At 73.6% G+C, this 21,791-nt stretch carries 12 protein-coding genes and 1 tRNA gene; 8 read left to right on the top strand and 5 right to left on the bottom strand.

Going from position 1 to position 21,791, the window contains the following annotated elements:
- Positions 1 to 259: 259 nt before the first annotated feature.
- On the bottom strand, positions 260 to 3,226 hold the full coding sequence (locus tag PYR91_RS05985) for a hypothetical protein (RefSeq protein WP_279778018.1): 2,967 nt from the start codon (positions 3,224 to 3,226) through the stop codon (positions 260 to 262).
- 213 nt (positions 3,227 to 3,439) lie between these two features.
- On the opposite strand from PYR91_RS05985, the gene PYR91_RS05980 reads away from it, so the two are divergent.
- Positions 3,440 to 7,585, top strand: a complete 4,146-nt coding sequence (locus PYR91_RS05980; protein WP_279778017.1) for a helix-turn-helix domain-containing protein — start codon at positions 3,440 to 3,442, stop codon at positions 7,583 to 7,585.
- Between the two features lie 127 nt (positions 7,586 to 7,712).
- Here the strand turns inward: PYR91_RS05980 and PYR91_RS05975 are convergent, their stop codons facing one another.
- A complete protein-coding gene (locus PYR91_RS05975; RefSeq protein ID WP_279778032.1) occupies positions 7,713 to 8,960 on the bottom strand; it encodes a serine hydrolase in 1,248 nt (415 codons plus the stop codon).
- A 182-nt stretch (positions 8,961 to 9,142) separates the two neighbouring features.
- On the bottom strand, positions 9,143 to 9,934 hold the full coding sequence (locus PYR91_RS05970; RefSeq protein ID WP_279778016.1) for an aminotransferase class IV family protein: 792 nt from the start codon (positions 9,932 to 9,934) through the stop codon (positions 9,143 to 9,145).
- A 397-nt stretch (positions 9,935 to 10,331) separates the two neighbouring features.
- Between PYR91_RS05970 and ppdK the strand changes: the two genes are divergently transcribed.
- Together ppdK and PYR91_RS05960 are read left to right on the top strand one after the other, a co-directional pair.
- The gene (ppdK, locus tag PYR91_RS05965) at positions 10,332 to 13,004 is read left to right on the top strand and encodes a pyruvate, phosphate dikinase (protein ID WP_279778015.1); all 2,673 of its coding nucleotides are present in this window, start codon (positions 10,332 to 10,334) and stop codon (positions 13,002 to 13,004) included.
- A 192-nt stretch (positions 13,005 to 13,196) separates the two neighbouring features.
- On the top strand, positions 13,197 to 14,459 hold the full coding sequence (locus tag PYR91_RS05960) for a deoxyguanosinetriphosphate triphosphohydrolase (protein WP_279778014.1): 1,263 nt from the start codon (positions 13,197 to 13,199) through the stop codon (positions 14,457 to 14,459).
- Here PYR91_RS05960 and PYR91_RS05955 read toward each other — a convergent pair.
- Positions 14,431 to 15,426 (bottom strand): M23 family metallopeptidase, encoded by a 996-nt coding sequence (locus PYR91_RS05955; RefSeq protein ID WP_279778013.1) that lies wholly within the window; start codon positions 15,424 to 15,426, stop codon positions 14,431 to 14,433. The two genes, PYR91_RS05960 and PYR91_RS05955, sit on opposite strands and share 29 nt — an antisense overlap.
- Before the next feature lie 133 nt (positions 15,427 to 15,559).
- On the opposite strand from PYR91_RS05955, the gene dnaG reads away from it, so the two are divergent.
- The 3 genes from dnaG (at position 15,560) to PYR91_RS05940 (ending at position 19,332) form a co-directional block, all read left to right on the top strand.
- A complete protein-coding gene (dnaG, locus tag PYR91_RS05950; protein ID WP_279778012.1) occupies positions 15,560 to 17,452 on the top strand; it encodes a DNA primase in 1,893 nt (630 codons plus the stop codon).
- Positions 17,453 to 17,629: 177 nt separating this feature from the next.
- Positions 17,630 to 18,733 carry an RNA polymerase sigma factor RpoD gene (rpoD, locus tag PYR91_RS05945; RefSeq protein ID WP_279778011.1) on the top strand — a complete coding sequence of 368 codons (1,104 nt, stop codon included), beginning with the start codon at positions 17,630 to 17,632 and terminating at the stop codon, positions 18,731 to 18,733.
- Between the two features lie 119 nt (positions 18,734 to 18,852).
- Entirely contained in the window at positions 18,853 to 19,332 is a 480-nt protein-coding gene (locus PYR91_RS05940) for a hypothetical protein (RefSeq protein ID WP_279778010.1), read from the top strand.
- A gap of 164 nt (positions 19,333 to 19,496) precedes the next feature.
- On the opposite strand, the gene PYR91_RS05935 is transcribed toward PYR91_RS05940, so the two are convergent.
- Positions 19,497 to 19,799 (bottom strand): YtxH domain-containing protein, encoded by a 303-nt coding sequence (locus PYR91_RS05935; RefSeq protein WP_279778009.1) that lies wholly within the window; start codon positions 19,797 to 19,799, stop codon positions 19,497 to 19,499.
- A gap of 228 nt (positions 19,800 to 20,027) precedes the next feature.
- On the opposite strand from PYR91_RS05935, the gene PYR91_RS05930 reads away from it, so the two are divergent.
- Positions 20,028 to 20,100 (top strand) — tRNA-Asn (locus PYR91_RS05930).
- 407 nt (positions 20,101 to 20,507) lie between these two features.
- A complete protein-coding gene (locus PYR91_RS05925; RefSeq protein WP_279778008.1) occupies positions 20,508 to 21,773 on the top strand; it encodes a nitric oxide synthase oxygenase in 1,266 nt (421 codons plus the stop codon).
- Positions 21,774 to 21,791: the final 18 nt, after the last annotated feature.

The raw sequence follows: 21,791 nt of genomic DNA, 5'->3' as shown, positions 1-21,791 counted from the left end.
TGGGAGTTGCCCGGGCCTGGGGCTGGGAGTTATCCGGGTCCGGGGCTGGGAGTTGCCCGGGCCTGGGGCTGGGAGTTATCCAGGCCCAGGGCCGGGAGTTATCCGGCCCTGGTTGTGGGAGTGGATCCAGCTCTGGGGGTTGGGGGTGGACGAAGCCCTGGGGCTGGGAGTGGATTCGGCTCCGGGGTTGTGGGAGTTATTCAGCCCTGGGGCTGGGAGTGGGTTCGGGCCGGCGGTGGAGTGGGTTCGGGGTTGGGGCTTATGGGGAGCGGAGGTAGGTGAGGGCGAAGGTGGAGTTGGCGGGGGTGCCTGAAGGGGAGTGGCAGTAGAGGTCTATGCCTAGGTTGGGTGGGGCGCTGTAGGAGTTCAGGGTGCCCAGGTGGCAGTAGTGGCCGGGGGTCGTGGAGGTGACCTGGGCGCTGTCCGTGGGCTTGCCGAGGGTGGTGTAGGTGACGCGGTACCAGCCGGTCGACAGGCGGGTGACGGTGGGGGTTTCGCCGGTGGACGCGTAGGAGTGGCGCGGGTCGATCGTGGGGTTCGCCGGGTCGCCGGTGGTGGTGGCGTAGGCGGCGGGGGCGGACGGGTCGTTGTTGAGGCCGGTGCCCTGGACGTATGAGAGCAGCCAGGGGGAGTCGGCGGGGCGGGCCGTGGGCCCGCCGTCGATGGCGTAGCAGGCGACGGTGACCTCCAGGGCGCCGCCGGCGACGGTCGTCCCCTCGGGGTTGCAGCGGGCGGCTGCCCCGGTGCCGTAGGGAGTGACCTGGGCGTACCCGGTGTCGGCGGTGAAGGCGGCGCCCTTGAGCACGGCGCGGTAGCGTCCCGGGCCGTCGTGCAGGACGTGGTTCACCTGGCCCGCCGAGTTGTGCGTTCCGGGGTTGCGCACCGGGGTGAGGGAGCCGGCGCCGCCGGGCGGGTTGTAGCGGATCGTCGCGTACGTCGCGTCGCCCGATCGGGGCGCGGCGAAGAACACGGTGAACCACCAGTCGACCGGCGCCCCCGTGTGGTCGAAGCACCGCACGCGGACCACCTCGTCCGCCCCGGACGGCTCATGCCCGGCGACCGCGCACGTCCGCCCCCGATAGGTCGTGCGGTACGCCGTCACGTGCGCCACCCCGGACTCGGACGCGATGTCGGGCAGCCGCACCGCGTACTCGCCGGTCCCCGTCCGGGTCACCGCGGCACGGTGGCCGGCCGTGGCCGGGTCGCGCCGCCCGGTCGTCCACTGGAAGATGCCCTCCAGCGGCGTCTGCACCCCGATGGGCGCGGTGGCCTTGTCCATGTACGCGAACCCCCAGCGCGGGGCGGTGGAGGCGGGCGGCGCGGCGGCGGCGACCATGGCGTCCACCAGCTCGGACACGATGCGCTTCCCCTCCTCCTCGGTCGGCCCCCGCTCCGGGCTGAACGGCGGCGGCGCCCCCGCGTCGGGGGAGACGCCGACGCCGAACCTGATGGCCCGCCACTCGTCGGCCCCGATAAGCCGGGCACCCCTGCCCGGGTAGTCCGGGTTCTCCACCTGCGTGTCGGCGGCGTCGGCCATGGTCGAGCACTCGTCGTCGGGCCCGGTGAAGACGTGGTCGTGGGCCGGCTCGTCGGCGGATTCGGGCGGCAGCACGGTCTGCAGCCCGTCCCACCGCTGGGTGACGGGGTTGAACGGCGTCACGCAGACCTGGGTGGCGCTCATCAGGTTGACCGACATCTCGCGCGAGGGGTCCGGGTCGGGCACGCCGCCTCCGCTCCAGTCCCAGTCGAGCGCCTTCCGGGCGTCACCGGCCCGCAGGGTGTAGGTGTCGTCCCACCAGGCCGCCACCTTGCCGGTGGCCGACCCGACGCCCCTGGCCTCCACCAGCCGTGTCATGTCGAGGTCGGCGAGCTTCTCCCGCGAGTAGTCGATGTCGCTCACCGCCTCCACCGTCTCCCCCCACAGGTTGACGTCGCTGTCAGGCGACAGGCGCCCGAGGGCGGCCTCCCACGCGCTGAAGTCGGGCACGCCGATGAGCTGGTAGCGGTAACTCATCACCGACAAGTGGTTCGGCTTGAGGTTGACGCCGTCGGTGCCGCCGTGCCCCAGGCCCAGCACGTGCCCCAGCTCGTGGACGAACGTGCCGCTCATCACGCGGTCGGAGGGGCGGTCCCAGGAGCCGACGGACACGATGAAGTCGTTCCGGTACCCCTCCACGGGCGCCAGGCCGCTGCTGGAGGAGGCGTCGTGCTTGTAGCCCCACAGGCTGTAGAAGAACAGGTCGCGCCGGTGCGCCGGGAAGTTGGCCTCCCGGTGCCGGTCGAAGTCGTTGAGGCCGTCAGGCCCCTTCTCGCGCAGCGGGCGCCTGCGCGCCTCCGGGGTCACGACGATGGCGTCCGACAGGTCGAGCAGCATCTGCACGCCCGCCCGCGACGGCGGCCCGTACGGGCACAGGCCGGGCGCGTTGACCGGCGCCTCGCCGAACATCAGCCGGGCCTCGTCGAGCGCCGTCTCGGTCGGGCGGTCGGACGCCGTCCCGTCGTCCAGCCAGTCGATCTCCACGGCGACCGTCTTGCGGCACGGGTCGGCGCCGTGGTCGGGCAGCCAGGTGTCCGGGGCGCCGCCCGGGCGGGGGATGCCGAACAGCTCGACCCGGTCGGTCAGCCCGTCCCCGTCGGTGTCGGCGTCCGGACGGCCCTCGTTGGTGTTCCACGTCTGGTCGGCGTTCTTGTAGAAGCGGTGGAGCGGGTGCTCGAGGTCCGTCGAGGCCCGGTCGAAGTAGACGGCTTCGGTGTCGCGGTCGACCACGCGCAGCGCCTGGAGGTTCCAGTTGTCGGCCTGCCAGTCGTCCGCGGTGCTCTCGTGCGTGAACGTGAAGCCGTCGACCAGGTGCTTGGCGGGCACGCACGGTGACAGCAGCGCGTGCCAGGTGAAGGTGGCGTGCCGGGTGTCCCCGGTTCCGCCGCGGTGGAACGGCTGGGGCGCCGGGTCGGTCGCGCCGTCGCCGTCGCCGTCCTCGAACAGCACGGCGGCGCCGCCGAAGGAGATGGTCTCGGTCGAGGTGCTGTGCAGGCCGTCGACGCCGGTGGTCACGGTGAAGGTCAGGCGGCAGACCTCGCCCGGCGCGGCGTGCGCCGGGCGGGCGGGCACGGCGGCCGTCACCCCGGCCGTCAGCAGCGCGGCGACGAGCGCGAGCGCCGCCAGGGCCGGTAGTGACCGCCTGCGGGGACGGCGGCGCGAGGGGGATCGGGAGAGTGGTGGTCGCACTTGGCGCATTCCTTTCGGGCGTCGCCGGGAGGGCGGGCCGATGTCGACTCGACGGTCGGCCATCCCGGCGATGACCGGCAACGGACGCCGAATCATCCGGACAAGTCCGTACAGTGGTCGCGCATGTAACGCCCGGTGGTCCGGCGACGACGAAGAGGTACGAGGGATCCGACGGTCGTGCGCGGGGGCACGGGTGGGTGGCGAGGAGGCTGGGTGTCCGATTCCCCGACGGCCGCTTCCGGCGCGCCCGATCCGGGCCGGGTCACCGGCCGCCAGGACTTCGCCCGCGAGCTGACGGCGCTCCGCGAACAGGCCGGCCTGACGGTGCGGCAGGTCGCGGCCCGGGTCGGCGCCCGCGGCCCGCACAGCACGATCGGCGACTGGTTCGCCGGCCGGGGCCTGCCGTCCACCTCCTCGCGCGACCTGCTGGTGCGGGTGCTGGAGGTGTGCGGGGTGACCGACCCCGGCCACGTCGAGCGGTGGCTGGCGGCCTGGCGGCGGGTCCGGCGGGCGCCCGGCCGCCGCCCCGCAGGGCCCGAGCCGTACCGGGGCCTCGCCTCCTACCAGGTCGAGGACGCCGGCTGGTTCTTCGGGCGGCGCGACCTGACCGGCCGGCTGCTCGCCCGCCTGGCCGCGCTGCGCGAGGCCGGCGGCGGGGTGCAGGTGGTGATCGGGCCGTCCGGGTCGGGCAAGTCCTCGCTGCTGCGCGCCGGAATGGCGGCCGCGCTGCGCGCGGACGCGCTGCCCGGCTCGCGCGAGTGGCCGCTCCTGCTGGCCGTCCCGGGAAAGCGCCCGGTGGACGAGCTCTCCGCCTGGCTGGCCGAGCGCGCGGGCGTCCCCCGTGAGGAGGTCGCTGCGGCGATCCGCGCGGACCCGGGGAGCTGCGCCCGCTACGCCCGGCGCGCCGCCGGAGGCGGGACGGCCGTCGTGGTGGTGGACCAGTTCGAGGAGGTCTTCACCCAGTGCGCCGACGACGAGCGCGCGTGCCTCGTCGCCGCGCTCCGCGCCGCCGGCTCCCCGGAGGGCGGGGCGCTCGTCGTCATCGGCCTGCGCGCCGACTTCTACGCCCAGGCCCTGCGCTCCCCTCCGCTGGCCGCCGTCCTGGACGGCCAGCTCGCCGTGGGCCCGATGGCCGAGGCCGGGCTGCGGGAGGCGATCACCGAACCGGCGCGCAAAGCGCGGACGGAGATCGAGGACGGCCTGGTGGAGCTGCTGCTGCGCGAGGTGACCCCCCGCGGCGGCGTCGCCCGGGGCGAGGGGGCCCATGACCCCGGGGTGCTGCCGCTGCTGTCCCACGCGCTGTACGCGACCTGGCGCCAGGGCGGGGGACGGGAGCTGACCGTCGCCGCCTACCACGCGGTGGGCGGCATCGACGGCGCCGTCGCCGCCAGCGCCGGGGCCGTGTACGACGAGCTCACCGAAGGGCAGCGCGAGCTCGCGCGCCACCTGTTCCTCCAGTTGGTGCACGTGGCGGCCGACACCGCCGACACCCGCCGCCGGGTGCCCGTGGCCGAGCTGCTGGCCGGGCACGACGGCGTGCGGGCGGCCGAGCTGGAGGAGGTGTTCGACCGGTTCGTGGGGCAGCGGCTCATCACCGCCGGCGCCGACACCGCCGAGCTCAGCCACGAGGCCCTGCTGCGCGCGTGGCCGCGGCTGCGCGAGTGGCTGGACGCCGACCGGGCCGGCCTGGTCGTCGGACGCGCGCTCACCGCGGCGGCGTCCGCCTGGCACCGCGACGGACGCGACACCGACGCCCTCTACCGGGGCGCACGCCTGGTGGCGGCACAGGAGTGGGCCGCCGCCGGGCGGCGCGAGCTGCCCCCGACGACGAAGGCGTTCCTGGAGGCCGGGGTCCGGCACGCCCGGCGCCGGACGCGGAGGCTGTACCAGACCATCGCCGCGCTCGGCGTGCTGCTGGCGCTCGCGCTCGCCGCGTCCGGCGTCGCGTTGCGGGCCGAGCGGACGGCCGCCGAGGCGCAGCGGGCGGCGACCCGGCAGCGGGACGTGGCGCTGTCGCAGAAGGTGGCCGGGGAGACCGGCGCGCTGCGGGTCACCGACCCCGCGCTCGCCGCGCAGCTCAGCCTGGCGGGGTACCGGCTCGCCCCCACCGCCGAGGCCCGCGGCGGGCTGCTCGGCACGCTGGCCGGCTCCTACGCGACCCGTCTGACCGGGCACTCCAACGCCGTCTACGCGACCGCCTACCGCCCGGACGGCCGCCTGCTCGCCACGGCGAGCCTCGACCAGACCGTGCGGCTGTGGGACGTCGCCGACCCGCACCGTCCCGGCGTCCTGGCCACCGTGCGCGGCCATACGGCCGGGGTGCTGGCAGTGGCGTTCAGCCCGGACGGGCGTACGCTCGCCACCGCCGGCGACGATCGCACCGCCCGCCTGTGGGATGTGTCCGACCCGCGCCGGCCGCGTCCGGTCGCCACCCTGGGCGGCCACGCCGCCGCCGTCCGCCAGGTGGCGTTCGCCCCCGACGGCCGCGCGCTCGCCACCGCGGGCTACGACGGCACGGCGCGGCTGTGGGACGTGGCCGGTCCCGGCTCACCGCGCACGATCGCCACCCTTTCCGACGGGGACGACCTGGTCACGTCCGTGGCGTTCGGGCCGGACGGGCGGACGGTGGCGACCGTGGGCAACGGTGCCACCGCGCGCCTGTGGGACGTCGCCGACCCTCGCCGTCCCCGGCGCCTCGCCGCCCTGACCGGCCACACCGCCGGGCTGCTCTCGGCGGCGTTCAGCCCGGACGGCCGTGTGGCGGCCACGGGCGGCTTCGACAACACCGTGCGCCTGTGGGACGTGCGCGACCCGCGCCGCCCCCGCCTGCTGACGACGCTCGCCGGGCATGGCGGCGGCGTCGCGGCGGTGGCGTTCAGCCGCGACGGGCGCGCCGTCGCCACCGGCGGATACGACATGTCGGTCCGGTTGTGGGATCTCACCGACCCTCGCTCACCCGGCACGCCGGTGAAGCTCGCCGGCCACGGCGACACCGTCCTGTCGCTGGCCTTCGGCCCCGGCGGCGACACGCTGGCGAGCGCCTCCAGGGACGGCACCGCCCGGCTGTGGGACCTGCGCGTCCCGGTGCTGGGCGGGCACGGCGGCACCGTCTTCGCCGTGGCTTTCAGCCCCGACGGCCGCACGCTGGCCACCGCGGACCACACCACCGTGCGGCTGTGGAGCATGGACCCGACGCCCACCCCACCGGGCGGTCCCCGTGCGCAAACCGCCGCACCCGGCGACGCTCGTGCCCGGGCCACGCCGACGGTCGGCCCCGGCACGCGGACCGCCGCTCCCGGCGACGTTCGTGCCCTGGCCACCTCGCCGGTCGGCCCCGGCGCGCAATCCACCGCACCCGGCGACGTTCGCGCGAGGGCCACCCCGCCGGGCGGCCCTCGCCCTCTGGCCGCCCCGCCGGGCGCGCCTCCCGGGGTGGCCACGCTGCCGGGCCGTCCGGGTGCGCTGGGCACGCTGGCGGGCCACGCCGACGGCGTCATGCGGGCGGTGTTCCGGCCGGACGGCCGGGTGCTCGCCACCGCCAGCCTGGACTTCACCGTGCGACTGTGGGACGTCGCCGACCCGGGCCACCCCGAGCCGCTGGCGTCGATCGACGCGCACACCGACAACGCCTACGCCGCCGCGTTCAGCCCCGACGGGCGCGTGCTCGCCACCGTGGGCGCCGACCGCGCCCTGCGGCTGTGGGACGCCGCCGACCCGCGACGGCCCCGGCGGCTGGCGTCCGCGGACGACCACGCCGAGACCGTCCTGTCGGTCGCCTTCGCCCCCGGCGGGCGCGTCCTGGCCACCGGCTCCGCCGACCGCGCCGTCCGGCTGTGGGACGTGAGCGACCCGCGCCGCCCGGCCCCGCTCGCCACGCTGACGGGCCACACCAACGCCGTCAACGACGTCGTGTTCAGCCCCGACGGCCGCAGCCTCGCCTCCGGCGCCGCCGACGGCACCGTGCGGCTGTGGGACGTCACCGCCCCGCGCCGCTCGCGCGGCCTGGCGACGCTGACCGGCCACACCAACGCCGTCACCGGCCTGGCCTTCCGCCCGGACGGCCGCGCGCTGGCCTCCACCGCCTTGGACACCACCGTCCGACTGTGGGACCTCACCCGTCCCGGCCACCCGGACGCCGCCACGACCCTCAGCGGGCACGCCGACCGCGTCTACGCCGTGGCCTTCGCCCCGGACGGCCACACCCTCGCCACCGGCGGCGTCGACGCCACGGTGCGCCTGTGGGAGACCGACCCCGAACGGGCCGCCGCGCGGGTCTGCGCGCTCGCCCACCCCCGCGTCTCCCGCGCGGACTGGAGCCGCCACCTTCGCGACGTCCCCTACCGCCCGCCCTGCCCGTGACCGGGCGAACCGCCGGTGAAGGCGTCCCTCGCCCGCGCGTGCGGGCGCGGTGTGCGGGGCCATGACCCGGGCCGTCTCCAGCGCGTCCCCCGCCCGCGCGTACAGGCGCGGGCGAGGGACGCGCCGGCTACTTGCCGACCGGGATGGAGAGGTGGGCGGTGGGGAGGAAGGGCAGCGGCCGCTGGGCGCGGGTGGTGGGCTGGGAGCCGCAGGTGGCCTGGAGGAGGTGGCCGCCCAGCGCGAAGTCGATCGCGTGCGGAACGACGCCGTTCTCGTCGAGCTCCTGGTACTTCATCAGGTTGAAGCCGAGGGAGACCTGCTTGCGGCCGTCGGCGCTGGACATGGAGTAGGTGCCGTAGCCGAAGACGCCGCCGTCGTGGCCCCAGAACCGGCCGCAGGGCAGATCCTGGGCGTAGATGCCGAGGCCGTAGTGCATGTACACGTTGCCCTGCGGGTCGCTGACGGGCACGGTGCGCTGCATCTCGGCGAGCCGCTCGCGGTCGAGGATTCTGCCGCCGAGCAGGGCGCGGTAGAAGGTGTTCAGGTCGTCCATGGTGGAGACCATCGCCCCGGCGGTCCATGCCCACGACATGTTGTAGACGCTGTAGTCCTTGGGCGGGTCGATGAGGCCGTACAGCGCCTCGTAGCCCTTGGAGTGCGGGCCGGGGATGAACGGCGTGCGCGGGAACGAGGTGTTCCGCAGGCCCGCCGGGCGGATCACGTGCCGGGTGATGTAGGACTCGGCGCCGGTGCCGGTCACCTTCTCCAGCAGCAGTCCGGCGAGGATGTAGTTGGTGTTGGAGTAGGACCACAGTTGCCCGGGCGCGCCGGGGGCGGGGGCCGCGAGGCCGAAGCTCACCAGTTCCTCGGGGCGGAAGGTGCGGAACCGGTTGTCGTCGAGGCTGTCCCCGTTGGGGATGGTCAGCGAGGGGAAGGCCCCGCCGATGTAGTCGCCGATGCCGCTGGTGTGGTTGAGCAGCATCCGCACCGTGACGGTCTCGCCGCGCTCGCCGGGCACCAGCCCGGGGAGGTAGCGCCCGATCGGGGCGTCCAGGTCGACCCGGCCCTTGGCCACCTGCTGCAGCACCGCCGCGGCGGTGAAGGTCTTGCTGACGCTGCCGATGCGGTGCGCCATCGTCGGGTGCACGGGACGCCTGGTGCGCACGTCGGCGACGCCCGACGCCCCCTGCCAGGTCGCGCGCCCGTCGCGCACGCTGGAGTAGATGCCGTACATGCCGGCGTCGCGCACCGCGTCGAGCGAGGACCGCAGGGCGGCGCGGTCGAGGCCCGCCGGGGCGGGCTCCGCGGCGGCGGGCACGGCCACGGCCGTCCCCGCGGCGAGCGAGGCGCCGAGCGCAAGCCCGGCGGTCACCATGCGAAGGGTCGAGAAACGGGCAGCCGACGTCATACGTGCATCCCCCTGCGATCGCTGAACGAAGAAGGACGATTCTGACGGCCAGGATCTACGCTGCCATCCTCAATGCGGAGGATTTCCGACATGTTTCACGCCCGCCCTCACGCGGGTGCCGGGGGCGTCGACGGCGGCCGGACGTCCGTCTACAGCGGGTCGCCGGGGATGGCGGCGTACTCCCGCCTGAGCGTGGTCAGGATCGGGGCGTCGGCGTCCAGCTCCACGCCGTCGATCGACCGCACCGGGCGCGGGCCCGCCGCGGCGTTGGTGACGAACGCGGACGAGACGCGGTGGATGTCGTCGAGGTCGACCTCGGCCGTGGTGTGCGGGATGCCGGCGCGCTCCATGACGCCGTTCAGCAGGCGCATGGTCACGCCGTTGAGGCAGCCCGAGCCGGGCCAGACGACACGACCGTCGCGCACGAAGCCGATGTTCCAGGTCGCCCCTTCGAGGATGCGGCCGACGGAGTCGGTGAACAGCACGTCGTCGCTGCCGGTGAGCTGGGCGAACCGCCGTTGCATGACCGTGCCGAACAGGCCCGTGTGCTTGATCTCGGGAATGTCGCGCTCGTAGTCGGCTGTGCCCAGCGTCAGCGGCGGCGGGCCGTCGGGCGGCGCCGGCCGGGTGCTGACGAGGATCTCCGGATGGGCGTCGGCCGCGGGACGGGCCACGTCGAGCTCGGGGTCGAACACGGTGACCCGGATCATGACCGGAGACGGCGCCGCAGCGGCGGCGCGCCGGGCGAGGTGGCGCACCCGGTCGAGGTCGAGGTCGACGCCGTGCAGGATGCGGCAGTCGCCCTGCAGCCGCTCCAGGTGCAGTGCGAGGCCGCGCACGCCCATGCCCTCCACGCGCATGGAGGTGAAGTGGCCGTAGTTGGCGAACGCCAGGGCTCGCAGCTCCTCGGCTGTGACGGGACGTCCGTTCAGCTCCATCATCCGGCCATCCTGGCAGCTCCCGCGCGGCGCCCCGGCCGCCACGGGCCTCTGTTCGCCCGAGGCGTGACGCGGACGGTGCCGCGGGGCCCCCGGCGCGCCGGCCGCGAAGCCCGGCAGGCGGCGGGATTCGCCGTCGCCGGTCGAACTGGTCTACACCATTCCGCGGCCATTGAATGGGCGGCGAACGCGGCTGAATGGCGGGCTGAATTGGTATATACCAGCGCCGGCACCCACCCGTTCCGGCCGTCGTCCCTCCGTCGCGGAGTGGAATGGATTAGACCGCTATATTGGTCTCTAGCTGCGCGAACATCCTCACGCACTGCCGGTGACGTTTCCTGCTTGAAATCATAGGTAGAGTGCCGGAATCACATGCATTGAGGTCGTTGAAGGAGTTCGAGTGCCCAAGTACGTATACGACTTCACCGAGGGAAACAAGGATCTGAAGGATCTGCTCGGTGGCAAGGGTGCCAATCTCGCGGAGATGACGAACCTCGGCCTGCCGGTGCCGCCGGGGTTCACGATCACGACCGAAGCCTGCCGAAGCTACCTGGCGGACGGCCGCCTCCCCGGCGGGCTGCGGGAGGAGGCCGACGCCCACCTCGCCGCGCTGGAGAAGGCGATGGGCAAGCGCCTCGGCGCCGCCGACGACCCGCTGCTCGTGAGCGTGCGCTCCGGCGCGGCGTTCTCCATGCCAGGGATGATGGACACCGTGCTCAACGTCGGGCTCAACGACGAGTCGGTGCACGGCCTCGCCAAGCAGGCGGGCGACGAGCGCTTCGCCTGGGACTCCTACCGCAGGCTCATCCAGATGTTCGGCAAGACCGTCCTCGGCCTCGACGCCGACCTGTTCGAGGACGCCATGGAGGAGGCCAAGCGCGCCAAGGGGGTCGAAAGCGACCTCGACCTGGACGCCGCCGACTTCCAGCGCCTGGTGGACACCTACAAGGGGATCGTCAGGTCGCAGACCGGGCACGACTTCCCGTCCGACCCGCGCGAGCAGATGCGGCTGGCCGTCGAGGCGGTCTTCGACTCCTGGAACGCCCCGCGCGCCGTGCTGTACCGCCGCCAGGAGCGCATCCCGGCCGATCTCGGCACCGCCGTGAACATCGTGGCCATGGTGTTCGGCAACCTGGGCATGGAGTCGGGCACCGGAGTGGCCTTCACCCGCGACCCCGGCTCGGGCCAGAAGGGCGTGTACGGCGACTACCTGCAGAACGCCCAGGGCGAGGACGTCGTGGCCGGCATCCGCAACACCGTGCGGCTGCAGGAGCTCGAGAGCATCGACGCCGAGTCCTACCGCAGGCTTCTCGACATCATGAGGACGCTGGAGAACCACTACCGCGACCTGTGCGACATCGAGTTCACCATCGAGCGCGGCAAGCTGTGGATGCTGCAGACCCGGGTCGGCAAGCGCACCGCCGGCGCGGCCTTCCGCATCGCCGTCCAGCTCGCCGACCAGGGGCTCATCGACCTCGACGAGGCCGTCACCCGGGTCACCGGCGACCAGCTCGCCCAGCTCATGTTCCCCCGCTTCGACGCCGAGGCCGACCGCCGGCCGATCACCACCGGCATGAACGCCTCGCCCGGCGCGGCCGTGGGCAAGGCGGTCTTCTCCTCCGAGCGCGCCAAGGAGCTGGCCGAGCAGGGCGAGGACGTCGTCCTGGTCCGCCGCGAGACCACCCCCGACGACCTGGTCGGCATGATCGCGGCGCAGGGCGTCCTGACCAGCCGGGGCGGCAAGACCTCCCACGCGGCCGTCGTCGCGCGCGGCATGGGCAAGACGTGTGTGTGCGGGGCCGAGGAGCTGGAGGTCGACGGCCAGGAGCGCCGGTTCACCGCGCCCGGCGGCGTCGTCGTGAACGAGGGCGACGTGATCTCCATCGACGGCACCACCGGCGAGGTCCACCTCGGCGAGGTGCCGGTGGTGCCGTCGCCGGTCGTGGAGTACTTCGAGGGCGCGGGCGACCGCGACGACGAGCTGGTCAGGGCGGTCGACCGCGTCATGACCCGCGCCGACTCCCGCCGCCGCCTCGCCGTGCGCGCCAACGCCGACAACGCGGAGGACGCCGCCCGCGCCCGCCGGTTCGGCGCGCAGGGCATCGGCCTGTGCCGCACCGAGCACATGTTCCTCGGCGACCGCCGCCGTCTGGTCGAAGACCTCATCCTGGCCGGGCCGGGGGAGGAGCGGCAGGCGGCGCTCGACGCGCTGGAGCCCCTGCAGAGGTCCGACTTCACCGCCATCTTCCAGGCGATGGACGGCCTGCCGGTGACGATCCGGCTCATCGACCCGCCGTTGCACGAGTTCCTGCCCGACCTCACCGCGCTGTCGGTCAGGGTCGCGCTCGCCGGCGCGGACGCCGGCGCCAGGGACCGCGGCCTGCTGGAGGCCGTCAAGCGGCTGCACGAGCAGAACCCGATGCTCGGCCTGCGCGGCGTGCGGCTCGGGCTGGTCATCCCCGGGCTGTTCGCCATGCAGGTGCGCGCCATCGCCCAGGCGGTGGCCGAGCGGCGCGACGCCGGCGGCGACCCCCGGGCCGAGATCATGATCCCGCTGGTCGCCGCGGTGCAGGAGCTGGAGGGCGTGCGCGAGGAGGCCGAGGGAATCCTCCGGGAGGTCGGCGTGGAGGCGCTCATCGGCACGATGATCGAGGTGCCGCGCGCGGCGCTCACGGCCGGGCAGATCGCCGAGGCGGCGGAGTTCTTCTCCTTCGGCACCAACGACCTCACCCAGATGGCCTGGGGGTTCTCCCGCGACGACGTCGAGGCGGCGTTCTTCTCCCGCTATCTCGACCTCGGCATCTTCGGGGTGTCGCCGTTCGAGACGATCGACCGCGACGGCGTGGGCCGGCTGATGCGCATCGCTGTCGAGGAGGGCCGGGCCGCGCGGCCCGGCATCAAGCTCGGCATCTGCGGCGAGCACGGCGGCGACCCGGAGTCGGTGCGGTTCTGCCACGAGATCGGCCTGGACTACGTGTCCTGCTCGCCGTTCCGGGTCCCGGTCGCGCGCCTGGAGGCGGGCCGGGCGGCCCTGGAGGGCGCGGGGCCGGAGCACGCCGAGGCCGGCGCCTGAGGCGCGGGCGCGGGCCCTGGGCGGTCGACGCCGGCCGGGTGCCCGCGCCGTCCGGCGCGGGGGTCGGCGCGGCGTTTTCAGGGGGGTGAAAGGGGTCGCCTGACCTGCGGATAGGCGGGTAGGGTCGGACTTCGTGAGTTTCCCCCATGTTTGTCGTGTGAACGCCCCGGCGGGGGTAGCATCCCGCTACCGATGAGCGGCTATGACGAACTGGACCAGGCGCGATGGGTGCCGGAACCTCCCGGCAACCCCGAGCGCGGCGCGTTCGAACGCGACCGCGCGCGCGTGCTGCACAGCTCCGCGCTACGCAGGCTGGCGGCCAAGACCCAGGTCGTGGGCCCGGGAGACATCCCCGACCACGGCCGTCACATCCCGCGTACCCGCCTGACCCACTCCCTGGAGTGCGCCCAGGTCGGCAGGGAGATGGGCAAGGCCCTGGGCTGCGACCCCGATCTGGTGGAGACCGCCTGCCTGGCGCACGACCTCGGCCATCCTCCATTCGGGCACAACGGCGAGGGCGTGCTCAACGAGCTGGCCGCCAGGTGCGGCGGCTTCGAGGGCAACGCGCAGAGCCTGCGGCTGCTGACCCGGCTTGAGGCCAAGGTGCTCACCGAGGACGGCAGGAGCGCCGGGCTGAACCTCACCCGGGCCACGCTCGACGCGGCGCTGAAGTACCCCTGGCCCCCCGGGAGCGGCGCCAAGTTCGGCGTCTACCCCGACGACCTCCCGGTCTTCGACTGGGTCAGGCGGGGGGCGCCGCCGCGGCAGGCGAGCTTCGAGGCCCAGATCATGGACTGGGCCGACGACGTCGCCTACTCGGTGCACGACCTGGAGGACGCGATCCACTCCGGGCACGTCACGCCCGCGATGCTGCGCGACGCCGGGGAGCGGCGCTGCGTCGCCGAGCGCACCCTGAAGTGGTACGCGGGCGACGCCGACGTCCACGAGCTGGAGGAGGTCCTCGCGGGCCTGATCGCCGACCCGCTGTGGCTGCCGCGCTTCCAGGGCACCATGGCCGACCTGGTGGCGCTCAAGTCGCTCACCAGCGGTCTCATCGGGCGGTTCTGCAACGACGCCCAGGCCGCCACCCTGGAGGCGTACGGCCCCGGCCGCACCCGCCACGGCGCCCGGCTGATCGTGCCCGAGCGCACGCGCATGGAGTGCACGCTGGTCAAGGGGATCACCGCGCACTACGTGATGTCACGCGACGACCACAACGCCAACCAGGCCCGGCAGCGCGAGCTGATCGCGGAGCTGGCGTCGATGATCATGCTGGGCGCGCCCGGCACCCTGGAGCCGGCCCTGCGCCCGCTGTTCACCGAGGCGCGGGACGACGCCACGCGGCTGCGCGTCGTCGTCGACCAGCTCGCCTCCCTGACCGACGTCTCGGCCGTGGCCCTGCACCGCGAGCTCGGCCGCCGCAACTCTAGGACGCCGTTCCGGCGCCTCTGGTGACGACGGGCGACGGGTCGCCGGTGGGGGAGCTGCGCGGCTTCGGGCGCTGCTTCACCGGCTTGGAGGCGCACAGCACGCGGCACGGTGGCGTGCTGCCGACCTGGGCGCGCACGGCGGCCACCTGGTCGCCGGGGGACAGCGTGCGGTTGCCGCTCATCCACGCGTCGAGGTAGCTCCACGGGTCGACCATGCCGCGCCGCACCCACCAGTACCGGGAGTCGGTCGGCCACGAGACGGCGAAGTGCAGGTTGGGGGCCCCGTCCCTGGCGTCGCCCGAGTTGCCGACGGTCCCGAGCACCTGGCCGGCCCGCACCGGGACGCCGGGGCGGATGCCCGCCGAGACGGCCTCCAGGTGGCCGCCGAGGTAGCGGACGCCGTCCGCGCCGATGATCGAGACGAAGCGGCCCTCGCGGTCGGCCCCGCGGTCGGTGGAGGGCCGCCAGCGGTTGAGGGCGTTGACCTCGTGCACCCTTCCGTCGACCGGCGCGACGAACGCGCAGCCCCTGCCCGCCCAGATCGTGGTCTTGGGCGGAGAGCCCGCCGTGCGGGCGTAGTCGACCCGGCAGCCGCGCACCGGGAACAGGTAGCTGTAGCGCGACACCTTCGGCGGCGGCATCCGCACCGGGTCGTCACCGGGCGGCGGGGTGACGGCGACCGGCTTCGGGGACGCCTCGGGCTCCAGACTCGCCGCGTCGAGGTCGTCGCGATCGGTCGCGGTGGGGGACGCGGTGGGCGCCTCCGGCGTCCCGGCGGCGGCGGGCGTCGTCGTGGCCGTGGCCCCGGCGGACGCGTCGTCCCCGGTCGCCGTGCCGTCCGTCGCGGACGCGGCGGTGGGGGTCGTGCTCCCCGAGGGCGGCGGCGGGGGCAGGGTGCTGATGCCGGCCACCCCGCCGGGCGTGCCGCAGGCGGCCGTGACCAGCGCGGTCACGGCAATGGCGGCGAGTCGCCCCGATCGCATGATCCCCATCCGTTGGACATTATCGAAAACGAGCGTTTCCTTTGTAACCGACCACCAGCGTCACCATGACCCATTCGCGGAAAATCCCCCATCGTGGACAGCGATCGCCCAGGTTGTCGCGGGGGAGCCGTAGACTCGCGGCGTGGCAGGGCGGATCAGTGACGAGGACATCGCGCTCGTGCGGGAGCGCTCATCGATCGCCGAGGTCGTGGGGGAGCACATCCAGCTTCGCAACGCGGGCGGCGGCAACCTCAAGGGCCTGTGCCCCTTCCACGAGGAGAAGTCGCCCTCGTTCAACGTCACCCCCTCGCGCGGCTACTGGTACTGCTTCGGCTGCGCCGAGGGCGGCGACGTCATCACGTTCGTCCGCAAGCTGGAGCACCTGTCGTTCACCGAGGCCATCGAGCGGCTGGCGCAGCGGGCCGGCATCCAGCTCCGCTACGAGCAGGGCGGCTACGTCCCGGGCCGCGAGCACGGCGAGCGCAGCCGCCTGATCGACGCCCACCGGGTCGCCGCCGAGTTCTACTCCTCCCTGCTGGCCGAGGCAGAGGCCGCGCCGGGGCGCGCGTTCCTGTCCGAGCGGGGCTTCGAGCGGGTCGACGCCGAGCGCTTCGGCGTCGGCTACGCCCCCGCCGAGTGGGATCGCCTGGCCCGCCACCTGCTGGCCAAGGGCTTCACCACCCAGGAGCTCATCAAGGGCGGCCTGGCCAGGGAGGGCCGCAGGGGGCCGGTCGACCGCTTCCGCGGCCGGCTGGTCTGGCCGATCCGCGACATCACCGGCGAGGTGATCGGCTTCGGGGCGCGCAAGCTGCTCGAAAGCGACGACGGCCCCAAGTACCTCAACACCCCCGAGTCGCCCATCTACAAGAAGGGCGCCGTCCTCTACGGCATCGACCTCGCCAAGCGCGAGATCTCCAAGCGCTCGCAGGCCGTCGTCGTCGAGGGGTACACCGACGTGATGGCCTGCCACCTGGCCGGCGTTCCCACGGCCGTCGCCACCTGCGGCACGTCCTTCGGCGAGGAGCACATCAAGGTCCTGCGGCGGCTCCTGCTCGACCAGGCCGAGTTCCGCGGCGAGGTCGTCTTCACCTTCGACGGCGACTCGGCGGGGCAGAAGGCCGCGCTGCGCGCCTTCGCCGACGAGCAGAAGTTCGTCACGCAGACCTTCGTGGCCGTGCAGCCCGACGGCCTCGACCCCTGCGACCTGCGCGTCAAGCGGGGCGACGGCGCCGTGCGCGACCTGGTGGCCAGCCGCGAGCCGCTGTTCGCGTTCGCCATCCGCAGTGTCATCTCCCGCTACGAGCTCGACTCCAACGAGGGCCGCCTGGCCGCGCTCGACGCCGCCGCGCCGCTCGTGGCCGGCATCAAGGACCCGGCGCTGCGCAGCAGGTACGCCGTCGACCTCGACCGCTGGCTGGGGTTCATGGACGAGCGGCTGGTGCTGGCGCGCATCCAGGAGGTCGCCGCCCGCTCGGGAGGCGGCCGTCCCGCCGGCGAGCGCCCGTCCGGGCGACCGGGCGGCGCCCGGGGCAGGGCCTCCGCGCGCCCCGCGCCCGATCCGGCCGACCCCGTGATCCGGGTGGAGTCCGAGGCGCTGAAGCTGGCGGTGCAGCGCCCGGCCCTGATGGGCCCGGAGTTCGACGCCCTGGGCGCGCAGGCGTTCACCACTCCCGAGCACGTCGCGCTGTACGAGCTCGTCATCGCCGCGGGCGGCACGGTGGCGGGCGGTCCCGGCGGGCGCGACTGGGTCGACCTCCTGCTCAAGGCCACCGAGGACACCGGCCTGCGCACGCTGGCCACCCGGTTCGCGGTCGAGCCCCTGCGGTCGGAGCTGGCCAACGAGGAGCGCTACGGCGCCGCGGTGCTCGCCCGGCTGGCCGAGGTCGCGGTCACGCGCGCGCTCGTCCAGATCAAGGCCCGCATGGAGCGGCTCAACCCGGTTGAGCAGCAGCAGGAGTACAACCGGCTGTTCGGTGAACTGGTCGCCCTTGAACAACAACGGCGGGTCTTAAGAGAACGCGCCCTCGGAGCGTAATAATCTTTACTATCCGCTGCTCACAGTCGTCAAACTCGACTTTGATATCGATTCGGTAATGGTCTCGGCCTTACCTTCCGTGCCAAAAATAGGCCTGCCCTTTTATCCTCGCCATACCGCAGACTGTCTTCCGTGGGTGCATCGGTGCTGCCAAGCGGACCGCCATCGGTAGACCAGGTGGCGGATCTCGTCGCGAGAGGAAGGGAGCGCGGGAGCGTCACCGTCGACGACGTGGCCGCCGCGCTCGACCGCTCCGAGCTGCCGGCCGACGCGCTGGAACGCGTCGTGCGCATGCTCGCCGAAAAGGGTGTGGAGGTGCTCGAGCCCCAGGGCGACGACGACACCGTCCGACCCGATGAGGAGGATGTCGGCAAACGCGCGCCGACCAGCGATCTCGTCCGAATCTATCTGCGCGAGATAGGACGGGTGCCGCTGCTGACGGCCGAGGAGGAGGTGGAGCTCGCCAAGGCCATCGAGGCCGGCCTCTTCGCCGAGGACAAGCTGTGCGACCTCGGCGCGCGGGTCGTCAAGCCCGAGTTCGAGGAGCTGGTCTGGGAGGGCGTCCGGGCCAAGCAACGTCTCATCGAGGCCAACCTGCGGCTCGTCGTCTCGATCGCGAAACGCTATGTCGGGCGCGGAATGCTGTTCCTGGATCTCATCCAGGAGGGCAACCTGGGCCTCATCCGCGCGGTCGAGAAATTCGACTACACCAAGGGATATAAGTTCTCGACGTACGCGACGTGGTGGATTCGCCAGGCGATCACCAGGGCCATCGCCGACCAGGCGCGGACCATTCGCATTCCCGTGCACATGGTCGAGACGATCAACAAGCTCGTGCGGGTGCAGCGTCAGCTCCACCAGGACCTGGGCAGGGAGCCCGCTCCCGAAGAGATCGCGATGGAGATGGACCTCCCCGTGGACCGCGTGGTGGAGATCCAGCGCATCGCCCAGGAGCCGGTCTCTCTCCAGTCGCCGATCGGCGAGGAGGACTCCGACCTCGGCGACTTCATCGAGGACGCCGACGCGGTGGTCCCCATCGAGGCCGCGGCGTTCATCATGCTGCAGGACCAGCTCGACGACATCCTGGCCACCCTGTCCGACCGCGAGCAGCGCATCATCCAGCTCCGCTTCGGGCTGGCCGACGGCCACCCGCGGACGCTGGAGGAGGTCGGCAGGGAGTTCGGCGTGACACGCGAGCGCATCCGGCAGATCGAGTCCAAGACGCTCGCCAAGTTGCGCCACCCGACACGGGCCCAGATGCTGCGCGACTATCTCGAATGAGCGGCCCGCGCTCCGCCCGTGGCTCCCGTGAGGGTCACGGGCGGGCGCGGCACGGGCCCGCGGTACGCCGGCGCGACGGCGGCGGACGGGCCCGGCCACCCGGCGGGTAGCTTTCAGCCATGCGATTTCCCTGGCGCTCCCGCGCCCTGCCCGCCGAGGCCGGCGTCACTCTCACCTCTGGTGAGCGGGTGCTCGTCCACGCGCGGACCCCCGGCGGCGGCTACGTGGTGGCCACCGACCTCGCGCTGTACCTGCCGGGCGAGGAGCCGCTGCCATGGCACCGCATCGACCGGGCGCAGTGGGACGAGGTGGGGCTGCACGTCGTGGCGGTCGACGGCGCCGAGTGGCGCGCGGCGCTGCCCGACCCCGGGCGCGTCCCGGAGGCGGTGCGCGAGCGCGTCACCTCCTCGATCCTGGTCAACCGCCACGTGCGCCTCGGCGACCACGGCGGGGTCCGCATGGTCGCGCGCCGGGTGCCCGGCCAGGACACGGCGCGGTGGGACCTGGTGTTCGACCCCGGCCTGGACGCCGACGACCCCGGGCTGCGCGCCGCCGCCGAGCAGGTCCTCGAACAGCTCCGCCGCACCCTCGGGGTCTGACGCCCGCCGTCCGACGTCCCCGCCCGCCGTCTCCGCCCGCCGTCCGACGTCTCCGCCCGGCCGCCGGTCGCCGCGCCTGGCAAGCACTCGCCGCCGGGCGGCGCGCGAAAAGGCGGCGGCCCGCGTGTGAGTAGATCACGCGGGCCGCCGCCTTGCCTTTCGCGTCAGGTGACGCGGTTGGTCTGGGTCTCCGGCCACCCCGTTCCCGTGTCGTCCGGGCTGACGTGCCAGCCGTTCCTCTGCAGGAACGGCACCCTGTCACCCAGCACGTCGCCGAGCTTGTGCCGGGTCACCTCCGCGGCCTTGGACGCCTGGGCGCCCGCGAGGCCCGCCGCCTGCTGGACCATCGGATTGTCGGTCACCCGCTGGCTGAGCCGTTTGATCTGCTCATACCGCTCACGGCCGGCTCTGCTGCCGAGGACATAGCCCACGGCCATCCCCACGGCGAACGTCAATCGATATCGCATCCTTCACCTCCGCGTCCCGCTGGCATCCCCGCTCTGCAAGGTGCCCTACCCTCACTGGACGCGGTTATGGTTCTCACGCGGGGGACCTTTGGGAAAGTCGGGCGACGTGCACCGGTTTGCGGGGGTGTCCGATGGATCGGGGTGCGACACGCACCCCCCGGAATGCGCTAACCTGGTTCCGCGCCGCAAGGAAGGGCAGAGCCCCTCCAGCCGCGGCGCACAGCGCGATCCCGTGTAGCTCAATCGGCAGAGCAGCCGGCTGTTAACCGGCAGGTTATAGGTTCGAGTCCTATCGCGGGAGCTGGTCCCACGGCCCCAGGGTGATCTCCCTGGGGCTGTTCTGTTTTGGGGCGACCTGCCATGCCCGGCGAAGGCATCCTCTTCCGTCATATGGCACGACAAATCATCCGCGATGGCCCAAGATGTGGGTCTGCCGCGCTTCGTAGCGCCACGCGCACGCGCCGCCGCTCCCCGTGACCGGTGGCGGTCCGAGGGTGCGACGGCGCGGCGGCCGCGGATCATGCAGGCGTGGCGGGCAGGGCCGCCACGCGTCAGGGCGCCCGCACCGCCGGAACGGTGCCGGACGCTCGTGGACCTTACGGCGGTCGTTTCGTGCTGGCCTGGTGGAGAACTCGACGTCCGGTGTCCGGCCCTCGGCCCGTCTCGCTCCCTGAGCGACCCGGGGCCCGCGGGCACACGATGCCCGGCGTGGACGGCGGGAAGGCGGCGCCGGGCGTCGCGGAGAGGCGGACGTCGCCCGGCGACGAGCCGGGGCGGGCATCCGGCGCGACCGGCTGCCCACGGCCCGCGGGCGAGCCGGCGGCGCGCCACGGGGGCGCCGGGACCGGCGTCGTCGACGCGGCGGAGGCCGAGGGATTCCTGCGGCTGTTCCACGCCGAGAACCGGTCGGCGGGGCCGGTGGAGCCGCGGCTGCGGGAGGTGCTCGGGCAGATCGCCCGGCACGGCACCTACACCCACACCGCCGAGGAGCTTGCCTACGGCGCGCGGGTGGCCTGGCGCAACAGCGGCCGGTGCATCGGCCGCCTCTACTGGAGGTCGCTGCACGTGCGCGACCGCCGCTCGGTCGCGAGCGCCGAGGGCGTGGCGCTGGAGTGCGTCGAGCACCTCCGGGCGGCCACCGGGACGGGCAGGATCCGTCCCACCATCACCGTCTTCGCCCAGGACCGTCCGGGCCGTCCCGGGCCGCGCATCTGGAACGAGCAGCTCGTCCGGTACGCCGGATACGAGCGGCCGGACGGGACGGTGAACGGCGACCCGCGCGGCGCCGGCCTCACCGCCGCGGCTCGCCGCCTGGGGTGGCCCGGCGGCGAGGGCACCGCCTTCGACGTGCTGCCGCTGGTGATCGAGGCGGGCGGACGGCCGCCGCTGCTCGCCGCCGTCCCCGGGGACGCCGTCCTGGAGGTGCCGCTGACCCACCCGGTCCACGGGTGGTTCGCCGAGCTGGGCCTGCGCTGGCACGCGGTGCCGGCGGTCTCCGACATGTGCCTGGAGATCGGCGGCGTCTGCTACCCCTGCGCGCCGTTCAACGGCTGGTACATGGGCACCGAGATCGGAGCAAGGAACCTCGCCGACGAGGGCCGCTACGACCGGCTGCGGGTCGTGGCCGACCGGCTGGGCCTGGACACCTCCGACGACCGCACGCTGTGGAAGGACCACGCGCTGGTGGAGCTGAACGTCGCCGTCCTGCACTCGTTCACGCGGGCCGGGGTGACGATCACCGACCACCACACCGAGTCGCGCCGCTTCATGGCCCACCTGGAGCGTGAGGAGCGCTCGGGGCGGGTCTGCCCGGCCGACTGGTCGTGGATCGTCCCCCCGCTGTCGGGGGCGGCCACGCCGGTCTTCCACCGCTACTACGACGACGTCCGGCTCTGGCCGGCCTTCGTCCACCACCGTCGCGAGAACCCGTACGCGGACGGACCGCCGTTCACCAGGCCGGGCGCGGTGGTGTAGAACATAGTTCGGTGACCC

This window comes from Sphaerisporangium sp. TRM90804, assembly GCF_029846175.1.
In the GTDB taxonomy this organism is placed as follows: domain Bacteria; phylum Actinomycetota; class Actinomycetes; order Streptosporangiales; family Streptosporangiaceae; genus Sphaerisporangium.
This window is presented reverse-complemented; position numbering and strand designations above follow the sequence as displayed.

Coding starts and splice junctions, on each gene's coding strand:
- PYR91_RS05975 (WP_279778032.1), bottom strand. CDS start 8,960: ATGGTGACCGCCGGGCTTGCGCTCGGCGCCTCGCTCGCCGCGGGGACG.
- PYR91_RS05970 (WP_279778016.1), bottom strand. CDS start 9,934: ATGATGGAGCTGAACGGACGTCCCGTCACAGCCGAGGAGCTGCGAGCC.
- PYR91_RS05960 (WP_279778014.1), top strand. CDS start 13,197: ATGAGCGGCTATGACGAACTGGACCAGGCGCGATGGGTGCCGGAACCT.
- PYR91_RS05955 (WP_279778013.1), bottom strand. CDS start 15,426: ATGGGGATCATGCGATCGGGGCGACTCGCCGCCATTGCCGTGACCGCG.
- PYR91_RS05940 (WP_279778010.1), top strand. CDS start 18,853: ATGCGATTTCCCTGGCGCTCCCGCGCCCTGCCCGCCGAGGCCGGCGTC.
- PYR91_RS05935 (WP_279778009.1), bottom strand. CDS start 19,799: ATGCGATATCGATTGACGTTCGCCGTGGGGATGGCCGTGGGCTATGTC.